This is a genomic window from Asticcacaulis sp. P4_H10, assembly GCF_056400965.1.
The window spans coordinates 180,606-198,554 of sequence record NZ_JBFUKH010000010.1; the positions used below are offsets into that span (position 1 = coordinate 180,606).

Annotated in this window: 16 protein-coding genes; 9 read left to right on the plus strand and 7 right to left on the minus strand. The window is 61.1% G+C overall.

All coding sequences use genetic code 11. From position 1 onward, the window contains the following. Positions 1 to 12 precede the first annotated feature (12 nt). Entirely contained in the window at positions 13 to 1,227 is a 1,215-nt protein-coding gene (gene metB / locus AC1DON_RS18845; RefSeq protein ID WP_476936357.1) for a cystathionine gamma-synthase, read from the plus strand. Here the strand turns inward: metB and sigJ are convergent. Both sigJ and AC1DON_RS18855 read right to left on the minus strand, forming a co-directional pair. After that, positions 1,214 to 2,098: an RNA polymerase sigma factor SigJ gene (sigJ, locus tag AC1DON_RS18850; protein WP_476936358.1), complete on the minus strand. Its 885-nt coding sequence runs from the start codon at positions 2,096 to 2,098 to the stop codon at positions 1,214 to 1,216. The genes metB and sigJ overlap by 14 nt on opposite strands. Further along, positions 2,095 to 2,547: a carboxymuconolactone decarboxylase family protein gene (locus tag AC1DON_RS18855; protein ID WP_476936359.1), complete on the minus strand. Its 453-nt coding sequence runs from the start codon at positions 2,545 to 2,547 to the stop codon at positions 2,095 to 2,097. The genes sigJ and AC1DON_RS18855 overlap by 4 nt, the downstream gene beginning before the upstream one ends. Before the next feature lie 132 nt (positions 2,548 to 2,679). Between AC1DON_RS18855 and AC1DON_RS18860 the strand changes: the two genes are divergently transcribed. From AC1DON_RS18860 to AC1DON_RS18880, 5 genes are all read left to right on the plus strand, one after another. Continuing rightward, positions 2,680 to 3,561 carry a Cif family virulence factor gene (locus tag AC1DON_RS18860; protein ID WP_476936360.1) on the plus strand — a complete coding sequence of 294 codons (882 nt, stop codon included), beginning with the start codon at positions 2,680 to 2,682 and terminating at the stop codon, positions 3,559 to 3,561. 185 nt (positions 3,562 to 3,746) lie between these two features. Beyond that, on the plus strand, positions 3,747 to 4,820 hold the full coding sequence (gene mgrA / locus AC1DON_RS18865) for an L-glyceraldehyde 3-phosphate reductase (protein WP_476936361.1): 1,074 nt from the start codon (positions 3,747 to 3,749) through the stop codon (positions 4,818 to 4,820). 215 nt (positions 4,821 to 5,035) lie between these two features. Beyond that, positions 5,036 to 5,263 (plus strand): hypothetical protein, encoded by a 228-nt coding sequence (locus AC1DON_RS18870; protein WP_476936362.1) that lies wholly within the window; start codon positions 5,036 to 5,038, stop codon positions 5,261 to 5,263. 120 nt (positions 5,264 to 5,383) lie between these two features. Further along, the gene (locus AC1DON_RS18875) at positions 5,384 to 5,605 is read left to right on the plus strand and encodes a hypothetical protein (RefSeq protein WP_476936363.1); all 222 of its coding nucleotides are present in this window, start codon (positions 5,384 to 5,386) and stop codon (positions 5,603 to 5,605) included. Between the two features lie 70 nt (positions 5,606 to 5,675). Further along, positions 5,676 to 6,341, plus strand: a complete 666-nt coding sequence (locus tag AC1DON_RS18880) for a DNA alkylation repair protein (protein WP_476936469.1) — start codon at positions 5,676 to 5,678, stop codon at positions 6,339 to 6,341. A gap of 2 nt (positions 6,342 to 6,343) precedes the next feature. Here the strand turns inward: AC1DON_RS18880 and AC1DON_RS18885 are convergent, their stop codons facing one another. Next, positions 6,344 to 7,363 carry a glycoside hydrolase family 43 protein gene (locus AC1DON_RS18885; protein ID WP_476936364.1) on the minus strand — a complete coding sequence of 340 codons (1,020 nt, stop codon included), beginning with the start codon at positions 7,361 to 7,363 and terminating at the stop codon, positions 6,344 to 6,346. Positions 7,364 to 7,653: 290 nt separating this feature from the next. Here AC1DON_RS18885 and AC1DON_RS18890 point away from each other — a divergent pair, with 290 nt between their 5' ends. Beyond that, entirely contained in the window at positions 7,654 to 8,391 is a 738-nt protein-coding gene (locus AC1DON_RS18890) for a FadR/GntR family transcriptional regulator (protein ID WP_476936365.1), read from the plus strand. Here AC1DON_RS18890 and AC1DON_RS18895 read toward each other — a convergent pair. Both AC1DON_RS18895 and AC1DON_RS18900 read right to left on the minus strand, forming a co-directional pair. Continuing rightward, positions 8,388 to 9,485, minus strand: coding sequence for a glycoside hydrolase 5 family protein (locus tag AC1DON_RS18895; protein WP_476936366.1), 1,098 nt, complete (start codon positions 9,483 to 9,485; stop codon positions 8,388 to 8,390). The two genes, AC1DON_RS18890 and AC1DON_RS18895, sit on opposite strands and share 4 nt — an antisense overlap. A 192-nt stretch (positions 9,486 to 9,677) precedes the next feature. Continuing rightward, positions 9,678 to 12,425, minus strand: a complete 2,748-nt coding sequence (locus AC1DON_RS18900; protein WP_476936367.1) for a TonB-dependent receptor — start codon at positions 12,423 to 12,425, stop codon at positions 9,678 to 9,680. A gap of 355 nt (positions 12,426 to 12,780) precedes the next feature. Between AC1DON_RS18900 and AC1DON_RS18905 the strand changes: the two genes are divergently transcribed. Next, positions 12,781 to 13,917 carry a hypothetical protein gene (locus AC1DON_RS18905; RefSeq protein WP_476936368.1) on the plus strand — a complete coding sequence of 379 codons (1,137 nt, stop codon included), beginning with the start codon at positions 12,781 to 12,783 and terminating at the stop codon, positions 13,915 to 13,917. A 3-nt stretch (positions 13,918 to 13,920) separates the two neighbouring features. Here the strand turns inward: AC1DON_RS18905 and AC1DON_RS18910 are convergent, their stop codons facing one another. Further along, positions 13,921 to 14,850, minus strand: coding sequence for a glycoside hydrolase family 43 protein (locus AC1DON_RS18910; protein WP_476936369.1), 930 nt, complete (start codon positions 14,848 to 14,850; stop codon positions 13,921 to 13,923). A gap of 270 nt (positions 14,851 to 15,120) precedes the next feature. On the opposite strand from AC1DON_RS18910, the gene AC1DON_RS18915 reads away from it, so the two are divergent. Then, on the plus strand, positions 15,121 to 16,617 hold the full coding sequence (locus AC1DON_RS18915) for a tryptophan halogenase family protein (RefSeq protein WP_476936370.1): 1,497 nt from the start codon (positions 15,121 to 15,123) through the stop codon (positions 16,615 to 16,617). A gap of 47 nt (positions 16,618 to 16,664) precedes the next feature. Here the strand turns inward: AC1DON_RS18915 and AC1DON_RS18920 are convergent, their stop codons facing one another. Next, positions 16,665 to 17,825 carry a glycoside hydrolase 5 family protein gene (locus AC1DON_RS18920; protein WP_476936371.1) on the minus strand — a complete coding sequence of 387 codons (1,161 nt, stop codon included), beginning with the start codon at positions 17,823 to 17,825 and terminating at the stop codon, positions 16,665 to 16,667. Between the last annotated feature and the right edge of the window lie 124 nt (positions 17,826 to 17,949).

Sequence of the window (17,949 nt, forward strand, 5' to 3'; positions counted from 1 at the left end):
CAGACCCGGCTTATGACCAAAGACTATCTGAAGGACGCGCAGCTTTCGACGCGTGTGATCAATATCGGCATCGACGCGGACCCGGTGCATGGCGCCGTCATGCCGCCCATCTACCTGTCATCGAACTACACCTTCGAAGGCTTCGGCAAGAAGCGGACCTATGACTATGCCCGCTCCGGCAATCCGACGCGCGAAGTCATCGCCGACGTCATCGCCGACCTGGAAGGCGGCGCCGGCGCGGTCATCACGGCGTCAGGCCTGGCGGCGCTAGACCTCCTGTGGCAGGATCTCGATCGCACCGCGCCGATCGCGCCGGCCGCCGTCGCCGATCCATCGGCGATGAAATCGAAGCGCGTCGTCGTTCCGCACGACTGCTATGGCGGCACCCAGCGCCTGCTCAATGCCCGTCACAAGCAGGGCGTCATCGAATGCGTCTATGTCGACCAGACCGACGAGGCGGCGCTGATCGCGGCGCTGAAAGTCCCGACCGCCCTGCTCCTTTTGGAAACGCCGTCCAATCCGCTGATGCGCCTGATCGACCTGGAAAAGCTGATCCAACTCGGCCACGACAATGGCGCGCGCGTGGCGGTCGACAACACCTTCCTGTCGCCGGCCCTGCAGAACCCGATCCGCTTCGGCGCCGACTACGTCATCCACTCGACGACCAAATATATCAACGGCCACTCCGACGTTATCGGCGGTGCGCTGGTCTGCGCGCATCAGGCCGATGTCCTGCCGATGCGCTGGTGGGCTAATTGCGTCGGCAGCACGCAGACAGCGTTCGACAGCTATATGACCCTGCGCGGCGTGCGCACCCTGTTCGTCCGCATACGCCAGCAGCAGGAAAGCGCCCAAGCCGTCGCCGAGTGGCTGGAGCAGCATCCGGCGGTCAAGGCTGTCCACTATCCCGGCCTGAAATCCCACCCGCAGCATGAACTGGCCAAAAAGCAGCAGCAGGGTCCCGGCGCCATGATGTCGTTTGAGCTCAAGGGCGGGATCGACGCCGTCAAGGCCGTGCTTGATGTCGTTGACCTGTTCAGCCTGGCCGAGAGCCTCGGCGGCATCGAAAGCCTGATCGTGCATCCGGGCTCGATGACGCACGCCGCCATGTCGCCGGAAGCCCAGGCCACGGCCGGCATTACGGGCGGCCTGCTGCGCATCTCGATCGGCCTCGAAGACCCCCAGGACCTCATCAAGGCGCTCGATCGGGCGTTTAAAGGGCTGTGAACTGCCTCAGCTTGTCGGGATTGCGGACGAAGTATACGGCGCTGACCTGATCGCCAGAGCGTTCGATATTCAGCAGGTCGAGGGTGCCGTCGGCGTGATGGCTCAATACAGCCATGGCGCCGTTGACACGCAGGTATTCAGTCTTGATGACGGTGTGCTGACGGAACTTCAGCCAGACACCGATCAGGAACTTCGATACCCGGTCGCGGCCTTCGAGGATATTGATCGCTGCCTGTGCCTTGCCGCCGCCGTCCGAATGCAGGCTGACATCACGCGTCAGCAAGGCTTCGAGCGCTGTGGTATCGCCCGACTGCGAGGCCTCGAGAAAGGCCTGCATAAAAGCACGTTCGTCGCTTTCGCTGATTGAAAACCGCGGCGGTGCCGGGTCTCTTTCTCGTCGCACGGCCTTGCGTGCCCGTGCCGCCAGTTGCCGGCAGGCGGCTTCGGAACGGTCGAGCGTAGCGGCTATGTCGGTAAAGCTGTTGCCGAAGACGTCGTGGAGCAGAAAGGCTGCGCGTTCGAGCGGGCTCAGCCGTTCCAGCGCGTACAAAAGACCGATCGACAGGTCATCGGCCATATCGGCCTCCCCTGCCCGCGCCCCGGTAAAATCAGAGATATCGTGCAACGGTTCCGGCAGCCACGGCCCGACATAGGTCATGCGCTGGCGGTGCGCCGACTTCAGCACATCGAGGCACAGCCGCGTCACCACGCGCGTGAGATAGGCGCGCGGATGGTCGGCGGTCTCGACCTCCCGCACGCGTAATGCCGCCTCCTGCACCACATCCTCGGCCTCCGACAGGGTGCCCAGCATGCGGTAGGCAACGCCAATCAGATAGCGGCGGTGCGTCTGGAAGTGGCTAAGGAGTGTCACTGTGTCTTGTCCTGAGGGTGGACCGTCCGCAGTCCGACGGACACGCGGTTCCAACCGTTGATCTGAGCGATCAGGAAGGTCAGGTCAATGATCTCCTTGTCGCTGAAATGCGCCTTGAGCGCTTCATAGTCGGCGTCGGGTGCGTGCGTATCCGGCAGATGGGTCAGACTCTCGGTCCATTGCAGCGCCGCCTTCTCGCGCGGTGTGAACAGGTTCGATTCCGCGAAGGCGCTCAACAGCAGCAGGCGCTTTTCGGTATCGCCGTCCTTCAATGCCTCCAGGCGATGCATATGGATGCAGTTGGCGCAGCCATTGATCTGCGAGGCGCGCATCTTGACGAGGTGGACCAGGATCGGGTCGAACCCTGAGTCCTTGATATAGGTTTCCACAACCGCCTTGGCGGCAAAAGCTTCGGGGGCGATGGCATAGGCATTCAGACGTTGCGACATAGTATTCTCCTGTGTGTCTGAAGGTAAGACGAGCCAGCGTGATGCCCTGTGACATCCCCCTGAAGAAAATTTCACTTGCCAATGTGGCCAGCCATGAGACCGTCGGCCAAACAGCCAAAAGGGGGCCTTCTCATGCGTATTCTGGCCGGTATCGTCGCATCCGCCATGCTTGTCGCCACCACGGGCGCAATCGCCGCGCAGCCCAAGCCCGTTCAACCCAGTCCCGCAGACGAGGTCTTCAAGGCAGAGCAGGACTTTGACGCCTGTACGGCCGAGCACGGCATCACGGTCGGCTTCCATGCCTATTCGACGCCGGACGCCATCGGTTTCCGTCCCGAAGCGATGCGTATCCACGAACGCCTGAGCGAGGAAATAGCCAAGGGTGAAGGCGGCAAGGACGCGCCGTCCAAGCTGCGCTGGCGGCCCTATCGCGTCGCCGTGGCGGCTTCGGGCGACATGGCATGGGACATGGGGCCCTGGACGATCGCAGGCACTGACCGTGCCGGCTGGTTCTTCACCATCTGGCAGAAGCAGGCCAATGGACGCTGGCTGTGGCCGCTCGATACCGGCGCCGGCGCCGCGCCCGCCAACAAGCTGCCGCCCGTCGGGGCGCGCGAGACCTTTTCCTATGGTCGCACCAGCGCGGTCGATCCGACGGCAGCGGCCTCGGCGGCCGCACGCGACGCCGACCTGAACACGGCACTCGGCGCGCATCCGGCGACCGAGGTCTACAAGGACTTTCTGATTGGCGACATGACCTTTGTCGGCGGCGGCGAAGCGCCGGTCACTGGCAAGAAGGACGTCGCCGCCCTCCTCGGCAAACGGCCGCAAAGCTTAGTCTGGGGGGCTGACGGCAACGGCCAGTCCACTGCCGGCGACATGGTCTATACCTATGGCCATGTGACGGACGCGTCTGGCGCGCACCAGGGACACTATGTCCGGGTGTGGAGCCGCTTCGGCAAAAAGCCCACGGACTGGAAGCTGACCGTCGATATCTATAATTCGGCCAAGTAGTTTCTGTCAGGCCAATTCGGCCTTGCCATACGACGCTGCCGCGATACAACTCCCCGCAACGGAGCAGCAGATTCCGTATGCCGCCGATGAGCGCTTTCCGGGAAAAGGCGCCCCCAAGACCGTAACCGAGAGTCTATGTCCAGCGTATCCGGTTGGATAAAGACTCTGATCAGGAGAGACGCCTTATGGGCCACATGCCCCCCTTTGCCGCCGCGGACACCCGCTACTCGTCCATGCCCTATCGCCGTTGCGGCCGGTCAGGCCTGAAGCTGCCCGCCATTTCGCTCGGCCTGTGGCAGAACTTCGGCGACATCAACGCCCTCGATACCCAGCGCGCCATGTTGCGCAAGGCATTCGACCGCGGCGTGACGCACTTTGACCTGGCCAACAATTATGGCCCACCGTTTGGGTCCGCCGAGATCAATTTCGGCCGTATCCTCAAGGAAGACTTCCCGCCCTACCGCGATGAACTGATCATCTCGACCAAGGCCGGCTGGGACATGTGGCCGGGGCCTTACGGTGGCATGAATGGCTCGCGGAAGCACCTGATCGCCTCGTTCGACCAGAGCCTGAAGCGCATGGGCCTCGACTATGTCGACATCTTCTATTCGCATCGCCCCGACCCGCATACGCCGCTGGAAGAAACCATGGGCGCGCTGGCCCTGCTCTACAAACAAGGCAAGGCGCTCTATATCGGCATCTCCAACTACAATGCCGAACTGACGAAGCAGGCCGTCGCCATCCTCAAGTCCGAAGGCGTGCCGCTGACCATCAGCCAGCCGAACTACAGTCTGCTCGACCGCTGGATCGAGCCGGACCTGCTGGGCGCCAATGCCGACCATGGCGTCGGCACCATCGTCTTCTCGCCACTGGCGCAGGGCTTCCTCAGCACCAAGTACCTGAAGGACGTTCCGGGCGATTCGCGCGCCGCGCGCCTTGATTGGGTGCGCAATGGTCTGAACGAGGCCACCATCGGCCGTATCAAGGCGCTCAACGACCTGGCCCAGGCGCGTGGCCAGAGCCTGGCCCAGATGGCCCTGGCCTGGACACTGCGCGACGCCCGCGTGACCTCGACACTGATCGGCGCCCGCACCGTCGAACAACTGGAGGACAGCCTGGGCGCGCTGAGCAACCTCGCCTTTACGGCAGCGGAACTGAATGCGGCCGACCAGATCACGCGCGGCGATGCCGACATCTTCACCGCCCCGGCCAAGGCCAGTGGCGACGATCTGCGCGCCAACCCTGATTATCGCGCCTGATATTAGGATTCTATTGAGCATAAAGGGCGTGATGCATTGCACCACGCCCTTTATTCTTGCGCGCTATACTGAGTCAAAAACCGTTACCGGGTCTTTGACATATGCCCTTATTGCAATGCGGAAAATTATTCCCCAATCACGCGAACCGAATCACATTTCATCTTTATTTCTGAATCAGTAAAACTTACCCAAGGCTGACATAAGGGTTCACAAGCATGTCGATCACCGAGGAAACCTGCCGCTGGGCCTACGCCAAGGCGATGCGTAACGAAAACATCCGCCGCGCTCTCCAGGAAGCCGGCCGGGCCATCTATCTCGATGATAACCCGTCCGACGAATCGGTTTTTCCTGCTTCTAACCGCTACGTGCTGTCGCGCGTCGAACTGCACGGCGAACGCCAGCCAGAATCTCTCGTCTACTGCAACGGCGTCTGCGTCGCCTGATCCATGTCCTGCACCGTCGCCGAACGTGCGGCGCCACCTCCCTGCTCGATCCGAAGAACACGACTATTGACAGGTGTCCAGAATTAGAACAAAATGTGAACATTAGATCCGGAGTTGATCATGTACGCACAATCCCAGCCGTCTCAAAAAGCCTCCTTAAACTGGTCACGCGTTGATGCCGCCGATACGCGCGTCGAACGCGATCTCAAGATGATCCTCTGTGCCGGTGATTTTCAGGCGCTTAGCGGCGCGCGCGCCGTTACCCCCTGTTATTATCGCGGCCGTGACCGCGCTGGCAACGCCATAACCATTCGCGTCATCGCCGACGAAATGGCGGCCTAGCGTCACCGGCTTGACTTTATTCCACGCCGCACCGCACACTCTTCACTTGCTGTGAGAGGTCTCAAGCGTGATGACTGGCGCTGCGCTGATCGCCGAACTGGAAGCTATGGCCAGGACCGAGGATATCCCATCGGTCGCGCGCTTCTTTGGCGGTGGCGATCCGGACACGACGGTTATGGGCGTCTCGATCGGCGCAATCTTTCCCGTCGCAAAGCGCTACACAAACCTGCCGCTGGATGCGATCGACGCATTGCTTGATGACCATCGCTACGAGGTCCGTATGGCCGCCGTTGCCGTCATGGACTTTCAGGCCCGCGCGCCGAAACTGTCCGATACCGACCGCAAGGCAGTGTACGATCTCTATCTCGGCCGTCATGACCGGATCAACAACTGGGATCTGGTCGATCGTGCCGCGCCTTGGGTTATCGGCGAATACCTGCGCGATCGCGATCGTTCCGTGCTGGAAGGCCTGGCGCGTTCAGCCGATCCGCACCGGCGACGCACGGCGCTGGTCGCCACCTATGCTTTCCTCCGCCGCAAGGATACGGAATGGACCTTTCGCATCGCCGGTCTGCTGGCCGCCGACGCGGACGTCTACGTGCAGAAGGCGATCGCTTCGTGGACGCGCGAAGCCGGCAAGACCGCGCCTGACGTGCTTGAGGCGTTTCTGGCCAAATACGCCGATACCCTTCCCCGCACGACTGCGCGGGAAGCGTCCAAGGGCCTGCGCCAGTAACGCTATTTCGGTGCGTCGAACGGCACGCCTTCCTTCAGTGGCTCGCCGAACTGCGGCCGGCCATCCGCACCCCAGCTAAACGGCTGGATATGCGGTGCGCGCTTAGCCGTGCAACCCATATTGAGACCGGGATTGGCGTGATAGATGATCCAGTGGCTCTTGCCGTCCGGCGAAGTGAAGAAGCCGTTGTGACCGGTGGCATAGACGCCATTTGTCTCCGACTTAGCCAGGACTGGCTTGGGCGACTTCGTCCACACCTTCGCGTCCAGTGGATCACTACCGGCCGGCGCGCTGAGCAGGCCCAGGGCGTAGTCGTCCGACCAGCAGGCGCTGGCCGAATAGGTCATGAACAGCTGGCCATCCGGACCGGGCAAGAACTCAGGCCCTTCCAGGATCTGGCGGCCACCCTGGCGTTCCCAGTCAAGATCGGGGCGCGCGATGATGGTCTCGGCGCCAGCAAGCGTCCATGGATTGCTCATCCGCGCGATGCTGAGCACGCTGTCCGGCCCGACATAGGGCGAATAGACGAAATAGCGCTGCCCGCCATACGCGAAGGTCGTGCCGTCGATGCCGGGATGGGCGGTATTGACCCGGCCCTTGTCGACCCAGGTACCGGCCGTCGGGTCGGGATCGCTGTTTTCAAGCACGAAGACCCCGCGATGGCCGTCATCGTCAAAGCCGGCTTCGGCGGCCGTGTAGAAAAGGTACCACTTGCCGTCGATCTTGTGCAGTTCCGGCGCCCAGATCGAGATGGCGTTCGGTCCCTGACGCGGCGACGTCCATACCGTCTTGCGCCTGGCCTTGGACAAGGCGGCGATGTCCTGGGTTTTCCAGATGACCAGCCGATTACCGAGCGTATGCATGTAATAATAGGTATCACCATCGCGCGTTACCCAAGGGTCCGGTCCTGAGTGCAGCAGCGGATTGGTGAAGGTTGCGGCAGGCGTTGCAGCCATGGCTGGCGCGCAACCCGCCATCAGGCCCATCACGGCGAAAAGTGGCAAACATCTGGAAACTTTCATCGTCGCACCATCACAATTATCGTATTTATAATATAATATTGTGCGTGATGACATAGCGCAATCGAAATCTTGCCGTGTCAGTCTGCTCAAGCAGGAAAGACAAACGACGAAGCGTCAATTGAGGACCAATATAGTCGCAGACGTGACTTATCCGGCCTGTTTCGACAGATTTGGAAGCGCTTCGATCCGATCTATAATACAATTAAGCGGCAAACGACTTGCCGTTTTACGGATTCGGCCATATCACTACCGGTCTGGGCGTTTCATTCTCTTGGGTATTGCAGCCATCTATGCACGTTGAAAAAGAGTCCGGCTCGACCTTGTCCCTGGGCCGCAACCTGACCGTAGGACTGCTTGACCATCTGGGTAAGGCCATCGTCGTCGGCTATTACGACAACAAGGTGTTCCCGACCGAAGCCGTCCTGGCCGAACAGTACAATGTCAGCCGTTCCGTCACCCGCGAAGCCGTGAAGATGCTGACCGCCAAGGGGCTGCTGATCGCCCGGCCGCGTCAGGGAACGGTCATACAGCCAACCCTGCAATGGAACCTGCTCGACAAGGACGTGCTGCGCTGGCTGCTGGAACGCAAGTTCTCGCTGCGCCTGCTGCGTCAATTCACCGAACTGCGTGTGTCGGTCGAACCCAAGGCGGCGGAACTGGCGGCGCAGAACGCCTCATACGAGGACCTTCAGCGCATGAAGCTGGCTTTCGAGCGCATGGTCAGCGCCGATGGCGGCGACGGCGATCCGACCCTGGCCGATATCGACTTCCACATTTCGATCCTGTTCGCCTCGGGTAATCCGTTTTATTATCAGTTCCAGGAATTGATCCGCACGGCACTCAAAACCTCGATTCAGTTCACGACGCGCATCAACCAGTCGACGCCGAATCTGGAAGCGCACGAGAACATCATGAAGGCGATCTTCGACCGGGATCCCAAGCGCGCCTATGCCGCCATGCACCTGATCGTCAACGACGTGCTGATCGTCATCCACGCCCAGGAAGAAGCCGACAAGCGCGAGCTTTAGGATTCGCGCGTCATCCGGCGGATCATGTCGACTTCCGCCTGGCGGTACGGCCGGCCATCGGCATGGAAGATGTCGTGGAACCACAGGGTCGGCTGAATGTCGACATAGGGCCTTTGCCACGAATCCCACGGCATATTGGTCTGGGTCTTGCCGACGACGAAACCCCAGTTGATCATGGCGATGTTTTCGCGCCGGCCCACCGGCAATGCCGAATCGAAGGTCGATCCGTTGCCACGCGCCATGTATTCCGTCAGCAATAGCGGCCGGCCATAAGGGCGCAGTTGCGCGATCCGCGCCTCCAGCGTTTCCGGCCAGTCGTAATTGTGAAAGCTGATGATGTCGGACTGTTCAAGCTGGATACGCTCGACGGCGTTGAGCGGGCCGGCCGGCGACCAGTCCTCATTGTGCCACAGGCCGCTGGTCAGGGGCTGAACAGGGCGGGCGCTGCGCACCCAGTCGAACACCCGAGGCAACAGACCGGCGACAAGACCGATCTTTTCAGCTTCATCCAGTTGGGCATAGGTGGCCCCGCCCTGGTTGTCGGGCTCGTTCCACACGTCCCAGGCGAGGACACGTGCGTCATTGGCAAAAGCGCCGACGACTCCCCTGGCATAGGCTTCGAAGCGTGGATATTGCGCCAGGTCACGTAAACCGTCCGTGCCAGGGCTCTGCGCCCAGCCGGAATTGTGCGTCCCGGGTCTCGGTGCGCGCTGCGGACCGGATTGCGGATTGGGGTCCCAGCACGAATCGAACAGCACGAAAATCGGCCGGATGCCGTGGCGCTGAGCGATGCCTAGGAAGGTATCGATACGTCCGAGCAGGCCAGGCCCATCGGCCCATAGCCGGTCGTGCAGAAAGACGCGCGCGGTGTTCATGCCAATACCGGCAGCCCAGCCCAGTTCGCGGTCGATCGTCACCGGATCGAAGGTCTCGGCCTGCCACATCTCAAGCTGGTTGATCGCCGTCGACGGCGTGAAATTGCTGCCGACCAGCCACGGCTGTTGCGCGTACCAGTCGTGCGCCGCCTGCGCGGTCCAGCGCTGTTCGATTGTGTCTGTAGCCGTCGAAACGCGTACCTGACCAGAAGCCACCATAACTTTACCAACTCCGTTACGCGTCCACGCAACATATATAAGATTTATATGAACAAGCCTGCCACAGCCCTCTTCCCTTGGTCAAACGCCGAAAGGTGAGAGGGCTCCGCAAAACAAAGCCTCCCGGCCCGGACACCGGACAGGGAGGCAAGTTTGAGGAAAACGCAGGAGAGGCGTCTACCAGGGGAAGCTTTAGTAACGGAAACGAAGTCCGACCGAATAGACCGTCTCTTCCGTCCGGATCTGTGTGTTGTAGATGCCTTCGCCACCCCCCGCGATGTCGTTCATGTAGACCCGATAGGTGCGCAACGGTTTCGGGAACAGGTTGTTGAGATCGGTGGCAATCGTCAGATTGTCATTGATCCTGTAGCTGGCCGAGAAGTCGAAGCGCGCCGTGCCCTTGGTATATTCGCAGCCGGGATTGCCGCCCCATTCCACAGGTGTGTCACAGACATTGAGCCACTTGCTGCGCGCATTGTACGCCAGGCGCGCAGACCACGGGCCGTTCTCGAACATGCCGGTCAGGTTGCCGGTCAGGTGCGACACGCCCGGCTGGTTCCGGTCCTGCTCGCAGGCATTGGCGGCCGTCGTGCAGGGGGCCAGTTCGCTTTCCATGTAGGTGGCGTTGGCCTGCACGCCGAAGTGCTGCGCCCAGGTCGGCAGGAAGTCGTAGTCGAAGAAGGTGGTGAACTGGATTTCCGCGCCTTTGAAGGTCACCGTATTGGCGTTGTAAGGCACGCTGATGCGGACATTCTGTGTGTCGGTTGCATAGCCGTTGTTGTTGGGATCTGGCGCCGGGTTGTTGGTGAAGCTGGTGTCGATGATCTTCTTGGTCTGATAGCTGATGAAACCATCGACTTCGCGATGGAAGACGTTGGCCGCGAACAGGCCTGTCGCGCCGAAATAGTGCTCGAACGTGACGTCGAAGTTCTTGGACGTATAAGGCTTCAGGTCGATATTGCCCGAGCCGCCACCCCAGCGGAAATACTCGTTGGCGGCCGAGTCGTATTCGATGCGCGTGCCCGAATTGACGACATAGTTCGGGTTGAGATCGCCGAAGTTCGGCCGCGTCCGCGTCTTGTTGGCGGCAATGCGAACCTGCGTGTCATTCGACAGGTGGAAACGCATGGTGGCGGTAGGCAGGGTGTCGGTATAGCCACTCTCCGAGGTCCGCTGGCTGCTGGTGACGCTTTCGTCCGTCTTGACGACGCGGACGCCAACGATGCCGTCCACCGGTATGCCGAGGTCGAATGCATAATCGGCCTGACCGTAGAGCGCCGTCGACTTTTCGTTCGCGGAGAAATGCTGGGCCGGATTGTAAGGCGGCGGTCCGGCGGCGAAGCCGACCAGGGTGCGCAGGGATTCAGCCTTGGCGCGGATGGATGCAGAGGTCGGTCCTGCCCAACTGCGGACTGTCGGATAATCCTCACCGACAAATCCCGGCCTCGTCGTCTGGATATCCAGGCCGGTATCGGCCAGGAGGATATTGGCGCCTTCGACATTGTTGTAGCGCTCACCATTGTCGAACGCCGCCTTTCTTTCGACAGCGCGGACACCGAAACGGATGCGGGGCAGGAAGGACAGGTTGGTGCGATATTCGGCGTCGGTACGGAACTGGATGTCACGGCCACGCGCCGACAGCTGGCGGTCGAAGAAGCCGCGGAACTTGCCGTTGGCGGGATTGGTCGTATCGAAATTGTCGAAGGTGAAGTTCACGCCGCCGTCGGAGCCGACGTCGTAATCGACATTGACCGCCGGGCTGCTGGTGAAGGCAAAGTCCCAGCTATAGACCGACAGGAAGAATTTCGATTGCGTCGAGGCCAGGTCGGCCGAAACGGTCCATGGCCCGGACTTCCACTTGCCGCCGGTCGCCACCTGATAGGTGTCCGTCCGGCCGGTCGTCGCCGCCTGCCAGCCCTGGACACGGACCGGATTGGTCACCTTCATGCTTTCGACGCGGCTGTTGTCGAGGCTCAGTTCTATATCGCTGTACTGGCTGCCGCCCCAGAGCGGCACTTCCATGTTGCGGTCATAGACCTTGGAGCGATAGCCCTGGTAGAGGAAGTCGGCATAAAGCTCCAGTTCCTCGTTCGGGCGCCATTGCAGGGCCGCATTGGCCGACGGGCGTTCGCGGTCATGTTCGGCGTAGTTGACGCCGATCAGGTCGCCAAAGCGCTTGCCCGCATATTTGGCCGCGTCGGGCGTGCCCGTCCCGCCCGGCAGGGTGGCGCTGACGAAGGAGCCGATGAACCGCTTGGAATCGAGGAAGTGGAAGCGGTTATACGAAACGTTGAACAAAGCGCCGAACTCACCGGCGCTGGTCGACCAACGGTTACTAAGCAACAGGTTGCCGTTCGGAGCGTAGTCCTTCGACTGGTTGGCGTAGAGATAGTTCACCATGCCAGATATCTCGCGCCCCTTGAAATCGAAGGGGCGACGACCGCGGACATTGATCAGGCCGGCGATGCCGCCTTCGACCTGGTCAGCGGTCGTTGACTTGTAGACTTCGAGGGCGGCGACATTGCCTGCGGCAAAATCCTGGGAGGCCACGAAACGGCCTTCGGCGGTAAAGATGTCGCGACCGTTATAGCTGGTGGCGATGTTCGGCAGACCGCGCACCAGGACGCTGTCGGCTTCACCGCCGTTGCGGCCGACGGTGACGCCGGTCACGCGCGCCAGCGAGTCGGAAACCGCCTGGTCGGGCAGCTTGCCGATTTCAGCCGCGACGACAGCATCGACGATCTGATCGGAATTCTTCTTGATGGCGCGCGATGTCGCCAGGCTGCGTCGCAGGCCGGTAACGACGATGGCGTCGCCCTCGGCAGGGGCTGCGGCCGCCGGGGCAGACTGTTCAGGTGCGGCTTGGGCCATGGCGATGCCGCCCGATGCCAGGATCGATACGGTGGAGGCCGTCGCCAGGATATAGGCTTTGAGTTTCATTCCCTGTTCCCTACTTGCTTGATGCTCGGGCGCGTCCCGGGTAGGACCGCTCATTGCGCCTGTTATATGATTTATATGATCACGATATCAATTCTTTTTTAGGGATGCGGCTTGGAAGTTGCGACGAGATGCAATTATGATACAATTTAAATATGTGTTTATTTTCAATGTATTGATACGTTAACTCTATCGACGCACGGTTTTTGTGCATATTTGAGCGCGGTGGAACGCGCAATTCATTTTCATATTTATCGTACTTTTAATTGGCAATGCCCGGGATTGTTGCGATGATTCCCACCGGGTGGCTTGACGCCGATCCACCCGTGGACAGAATTAGAGACAGGAAGGCACACCCATGACGACACCCTCAGACGCACTGCGGCGTAATGATCGCGCAGCCACGGTCTTGCTGGCCCTCGCCTGGGCATTGGCCCTGCCGGCGCAGGCTGGCTCATTGGGCAATGCCACCGGCATGTATCCGCGCCTCGTCCGCATGGCGAACAGCGCAAAACCGCCCCTGATCGCCAGCGTCACCGCCTTCGACAAAGGCACCCATGCCGACATCTTCCGCAGCGATGACGACGGCGCGACCTTCTCCAAGGCGGGCGAGGTCCACGATGCCGACTTCAACAGCGGCCTGTGCTGTGGCGGGCTCTATTCGCTACCCGTCGCAATCGGCCAGCTCAAGGCCGGCACGCTTCTTTATGCCGGTTCCGTTGGTCAGGGCGTGGACGACAAACCCATGCAGCTCAAAATTTACCGCAGCGACGATCAGGGCGTGACCTGGTCGTATCTCTCCAACTGCTATACCGCACCGATAACCCGTAAGGGCGGCGGGTTGTGGGAGGTCGAATTCCTCGTCACGAAAGATGGGAAGCTGGCCTGTCTGTTCTCGGATGAAACCGTGCCCGGCCATTCGCAGATCCTGCAGCAGTCGCTGTCGTCGGACGGCGTGCACTGGTCGGAGCCCAAGGCCATTGTCCAGCTTGATCCGCCGGCGGACCGCCCCGGCATGCCGGTGGTCTCGAAGCTGAACGACGGGCGGTTCTTCATGACCTATGAAATCTGCGGTCCCATACACAATTGCGATGTCTATAGCCGAACCTCAAAGGACGGCCGCGACTGGGGCGATCCCGCCAACCTCGGCACGCGGCTTGCCACGCCGGACGGGCTCACCTTGCGGGCCACGCCGACCAATACCCTGCTGCGTAACCGTCTCGTCGTCACGGGTCAGCGCGTCTACACGAATGGAATCCATCAGGCGGATAGCGGCGCCACGGTCTTTGTCGATGACAGCGGTACCGGCAACGGCCCGTGGCGCGCCCTGCCCGCGCCCGTCGATGTCCGCAATATCCCCCCCGACGGCAATGTCTGCCAGAACTATTCGTCACCGCTCCTGCCTTCGCGCGACGGCCAATCGTTGATCGCGCTGGCGTCGGACTTTGTGGACGGGCAGTGCCGGGTGCAGTCCGGCATCATACCGCTGCCCTAGGTCTCATCGCGCCACCACGACCGGCTTGCCGGTACTCCAGTCGAGGAGATCGATATACATGACGCGCCGGCGGTTATGGTCCTTATCGTTACCCAGCCAGCCGTGATAGGCGATCCACATGTCGCCATCGATCTCGAACAGGCTCTGGTGACCCGGCCCAATCAGCGGCGGATCGCCTGCTTCGCTCTTCAGGATCGGATTTTCCCTGGCATCGAGGCATGGCCCTGCCGGCGTCTTGCACATGGCATAGCCGGTCGCGTACTTGTCGTTGCTGTAGTCATTGGCGGCATAGAACAGCCAGTAGATCGGGCCGCGCTTGATCATCTGGGGCGCCTCGACGACCTTGCCTTCCCAGGGCTGGTCATTGGTGACGCCGGGCAGCAGTTGCGGTTCTCCGGCGAGGCTCAAACCATCCGGGCTCAGGCGCTGGGCGATGATACCGGTCGGCACGCCGCAGCAATTGCCGTCGGTCTTGACGTAAAGCCAAATATCCTCGCCGTCGCGGAAAGGACTGGCGTCGATGGCGCCGACATTGCCGCCGCAGGTCAGGGGCTCGGCCTGCGGCCTGAACGGTCCTTCCGGTGCATCGGCTATGGCGACGCCGACGCACAGGGTCTGGCCGTCGGGACGCATCTGGCGGGCGTGGCGGGCGCTGAAATACATGACGTATCTGTCGCCGATCTTCATGACTTCCGGCGCCCAGATATCCGAACCATAGCGCCGCGCCCACGACGGCAACCTCGGCATGGCATCAACGGGGGCACTCCAGCTCAAGCCGTCGGGCGAGCGCGAGAACTGTACGTTCATATGACGGTTGCCGATATCGCCATTTGTGGCGTAGGCCACCAGGCCGTCCTTCACGCCCAGCACAAACGGATCGGGGAAGTTAGCGTCGAGCACCGGCTGGCGCTGGACAGGTTCTTGCGCGCACACGCTGCCCACCAAACCGACCAATATAACCGCCACAACCGCCAACTTGCCTGAACAAGGCATGACACCCACCCTTTTCGTTTTCACCGTCGACAGCCTCAGGCGCGCCGTGTTTATGATGCGCAAATCTTTGCGCGTGCACGCCGCCGGAACATGACCGGTCTAATTTTGGTAAGATTTATCACTTTTATCATATAAATCAATTGTCATGATTGTCCCCCGGTGATAATCAAAAATACTGTACGCAAGCAAAGACTTGCGTGGGGAGGCAGCATGGATCGCCATATCCGCAATATCGTCATTGCCGGTGGCGGGTCGGCCGGGTGGATGGCCGCCGCGGCACTCAGTAACGCCCTGCAGAAAAACTGCACCATCACCCTGATCGAGTCCGAGGAGATCGGTACGGTCGGCGTCGGTGAAGCAACCATCCCGCCTATCGTCCGTTTCAACCAGACGCTGGGCATAGATGAGGCCGAATTCGTCCGCGCCACGCAAGGCTCCTTCAAGCTCGGCATCCAGTTCATCAATTGGGGCAAGCTCGGCCATTCCTACTTTCACCCGTTCGGCAGCTTCGGGCGCAACTTCGACATGGTCGGCGTCCACGACTACTGGCATGCCGCCCATCAGGCCGGACAGGCGACCAGCCTCGATGATTACTGCATGGCGTGGTCGGCGGCCAGGCGGAACCGGTTCGCGCCGCCGTCGACCGACCCCCGCCACGTGCTGTCGACCTATGATTATGCCTACCATTTCGACGCCGGCCTCTATGCCGGCCTGCTGCGCCGCTATGCCGAAGCCAAAGGCGTCCAGCGCTACGAAGGCAAGATTGTCGATGTCGCGCTCAATGCCGAAACCGGCTTTGTCGAGACCGTTACGCTTGGCGACGGCCGGAGCTTTTCGGGCGACCTTTTCATCGACTGTTCGGGCTTTCGCGGCCTGCTGATCGAAGGCGCCTTGAAAACCGGCTATCAGGACTGGACGCACTGGCTGCCGTGCGATCGGGCGCTCGCCGTGCCGTGCGCTTCGAGCGCGGATTTCACACCCTACACGCGCTCGACGGCGCATGCCGCCGGCTGGCAATGGCGCATCCCGTTGCAGCACCGCACCGGCAATGGTCACGTCTATGCCAGCCCCTTCATCAGCGACGAAGACGCCGCCTCCGTTCTCATGAGCAATCTCGACGGTGAGGCATTAGCCGATCCCCGGCCCTTGCGCTTCACCACCGGGCGGCGCAATCGTTTCTGGAACCGCAATGTCGTCGCCGTCGGCCTGTCGAGCGGTTTTATGGAACCGCTGGAATCGACCAGCCTCTATCTGATCCAGTCAGCGATAGCCAAGCTGCTGACGCTCTTCCCCGATTGCGATTTCGACCCGGTGCTGAGTGATGCATTCAACCGCCAGACGCGCATCGAGTTCGAGCGCATCCGCGACTTCATCGTGCTGCATTACAAGCTGACCCGGCGCGACGATTCCGCGCTGTGGCGGTACTGCGCCGACATGGCCATCCCCGATTCCTTGAGCGAAGCCATCGACCTGTTCAAACGCTACGGCAAGATTATCCCGCGTGAACTCGACCTGTTCGGCCATCCGTCGTGGCTGGCGGTCCATATAGGCCAGTTGAACTTTCCCGAACGCAACGACCCGCTGGCGGATTACCGCAATGCCGATGGCGTGGAATGGCTGGCCAAGTTCCGGTCGGTCATTGAAAGCGCCGCTGAGACCTTGCCGGGCCATCAAGCCTTTATCGACCTCGCCGGAATGCGCGCGTAAAAAGGCCGGAGAAGTTTCCCTCCCCGGCCCCTTCTTACGTTTTTGGGCTACTTCTTCTTTTTGAAAGCCTGCTCGGCCTCCGTGGTCATGGCCTTGATCTGGTCGGTCTCGGCTTTCCGGTACGGCTTGCCGTCGGCATAGAAGATGTCATGGAACCACAGGGTCGGCGGATTAAGCGTATAGGGCCGCTCCCATGAATCCCATGGCATGTTGGTCTGGCTCTTGCCCAGCACGAAGCCCCAGTTGATGACGCCGACATCGTACTTGCGCGCCATCGGCAAGGCCGAGTCGAAGGTCGAACCATTGCCGCGCGCCATGTACTCGGTTAGGATCAGCGGCCGGCCGTAGCCCTGCAGCGACTTGATGCGACCTTCCAGGCCTTCGGGCCAGTCGTAGTTATGGAAGGTGATGATGTCGGACTGCTCGACCTGGACGCGCTCGACGGCGTTAAGGCGCTCCTTCACATCCCAGTTGTCGTTGTGCCACAGGCCGGCGGTCAGGGGCTGCTTCGGATCCTGGCTGCGCGCCCAGGCAAAGACCTGCGGCAGCAGCTTGGCGACCTGGGCGATCTTCACCTGTTCTTCCATTTGGCGGTAATTGCCGCCACCGCGATTGTCGGGCTCGTTCCACACATCCCAGGCCAGGATGCGATTGTCCTTGCCGAAGGCGCCGACAATGCCCTTGACGTAGGATTCGTATTTCGTCCAGCCAGCCTCATCCATCAGGCCCGCCGTGCCGGGGCTCTGCACCCAGCCGGAATTGTGCGTGCCGGGGATCGGCGGATGCTGCTTGCCGAGGACCGGGTTCGGATCCCAGCACGAGTCGAACAGCACGATCATTGGCTTGATATGGTGCTTTTCGGCGATCGTCAGGAAGGTGTCGATGCGCTGTTTGAAGCCCTCGGGATCTTGGCTCCACAACTGGTCGTGCAGGAAGACGCGCATGGTGTTCATGCCGATGCTTTCGGCATAGCCCAGCTCCTTGTCGATCTGTGCCGGGTTGAACGTGTCGGCCTGCCACATCTCGAGCTGGTTGATGGCGTCGGCGGGCAGGAAGTTGCTGCCGACCAGCCAGCGCTGCTTGCCATACCAGGCATGGGCCTGCGCCGGCGTCCACTGCCGGGTTTCGGCCTGAGCCATAGACAGGGCCTGGTTGGCCATGACCAGGGCGACGCTGCTGCCGATCAGGAAGAACTTCATCGGTTTCATTGCTATACCTCTATTCCATGTCTCGAATTTTTGCCGCCTCGGCAGTTATGCGTCCGGCGCTGATGCCACAGCCGCAACGGAAAGCCTGAAAGGGAAGCAGCCATGGCTGGAAGACGACATAACC

Bases quoted from the DNA above. Each gene is read 5' to 3' on its own strand.
- metB (WP_476936357.1), top strand. From the start codon at position 13: ATGACCAAAGACTATCTGAAGGACGCGCAGCTTTCGACGCGTGTGATC.
- AC1DON_RS18855 (WP_476936359.1), bottom strand. From the start codon at position 2,547: ATGTCGCAACGTCTGAATGCCTATGCCATCGCCCCCGAAGCTTTTGCC.
- AC1DON_RS18860 (WP_476936360.1), top strand. From the start codon at position 2,680: ATGCGTATTCTGGCCGGTATCGTCGCATCCGCCATGCTTGTCGCCACC.
- mgrA (WP_476936361.1), top strand. From the start codon at position 3,747: ATGGGCCACATGCCCCCCTTTGCCGCCGCGGACACCCGCTACTCGTCC.
- AC1DON_RS18870 (WP_476936362.1), top strand. From the start codon at position 5,036: ATGTCGATCACCGAGGAAACCTGCCGCTGGGCCTACGCCAAGGCGATG.
- AC1DON_RS18875 (WP_476936363.1), top strand. From the start codon at position 5,384: ATGTACGCACAATCCCAGCCGTCTCAAAAAGCCTCCTTAAACTGGTCA.
- AC1DON_RS18880 (WP_476936469.1), top strand. From the start codon at position 5,676: ATGACTGGCGCTGCGCTGATCGCCGAACTGGAAGCTATGGCCAGGACC.
- AC1DON_RS18885 (WP_476936364.1), bottom strand. From the start codon at position 7,363: ATGAAAGTTTCCAGATGTTTGCCACTTTTCGCCGTGATGGGCCTGATG.
- AC1DON_RS18890 (WP_476936365.1), top strand. From the start codon at position 7,654: ATGCACGTTGAAAAAGAGTCCGGCTCGACCTTGTCCCTGGGCCGCAAC.
- AC1DON_RS18895 (WP_476936366.1), bottom strand. From the start codon at position 9,485: ATGGTGGCTTCTGGTCAGGTACGCGTTTCGACGGCTACAGACACAATC.
- AC1DON_RS18900 (WP_476936367.1), bottom strand. From the start codon at position 12,425: ATGAAACTCAAAGCCTATATCCTGGCGACGGCCTCCACCGTATCGATC.
- AC1DON_RS18905 (WP_476936368.1), top strand. From the start codon at position 12,781: ATGACGACACCCTCAGACGCACTGCGGCGTAATGATCGCGCAGCCACG.
- AC1DON_RS18915 (WP_476936370.1), top strand. From the start codon at position 15,121: ATGGATCGCCATATCCGCAATATCGTCATTGCCGGTGGCGGGTCGGCC.
- AC1DON_RS18920 (WP_476936371.1), bottom strand. From the start codon at position 17,825: ATGAAACCGATGAAGTTCTTCCTGATCGGCAGCAGCGTCGCCCTGGTC.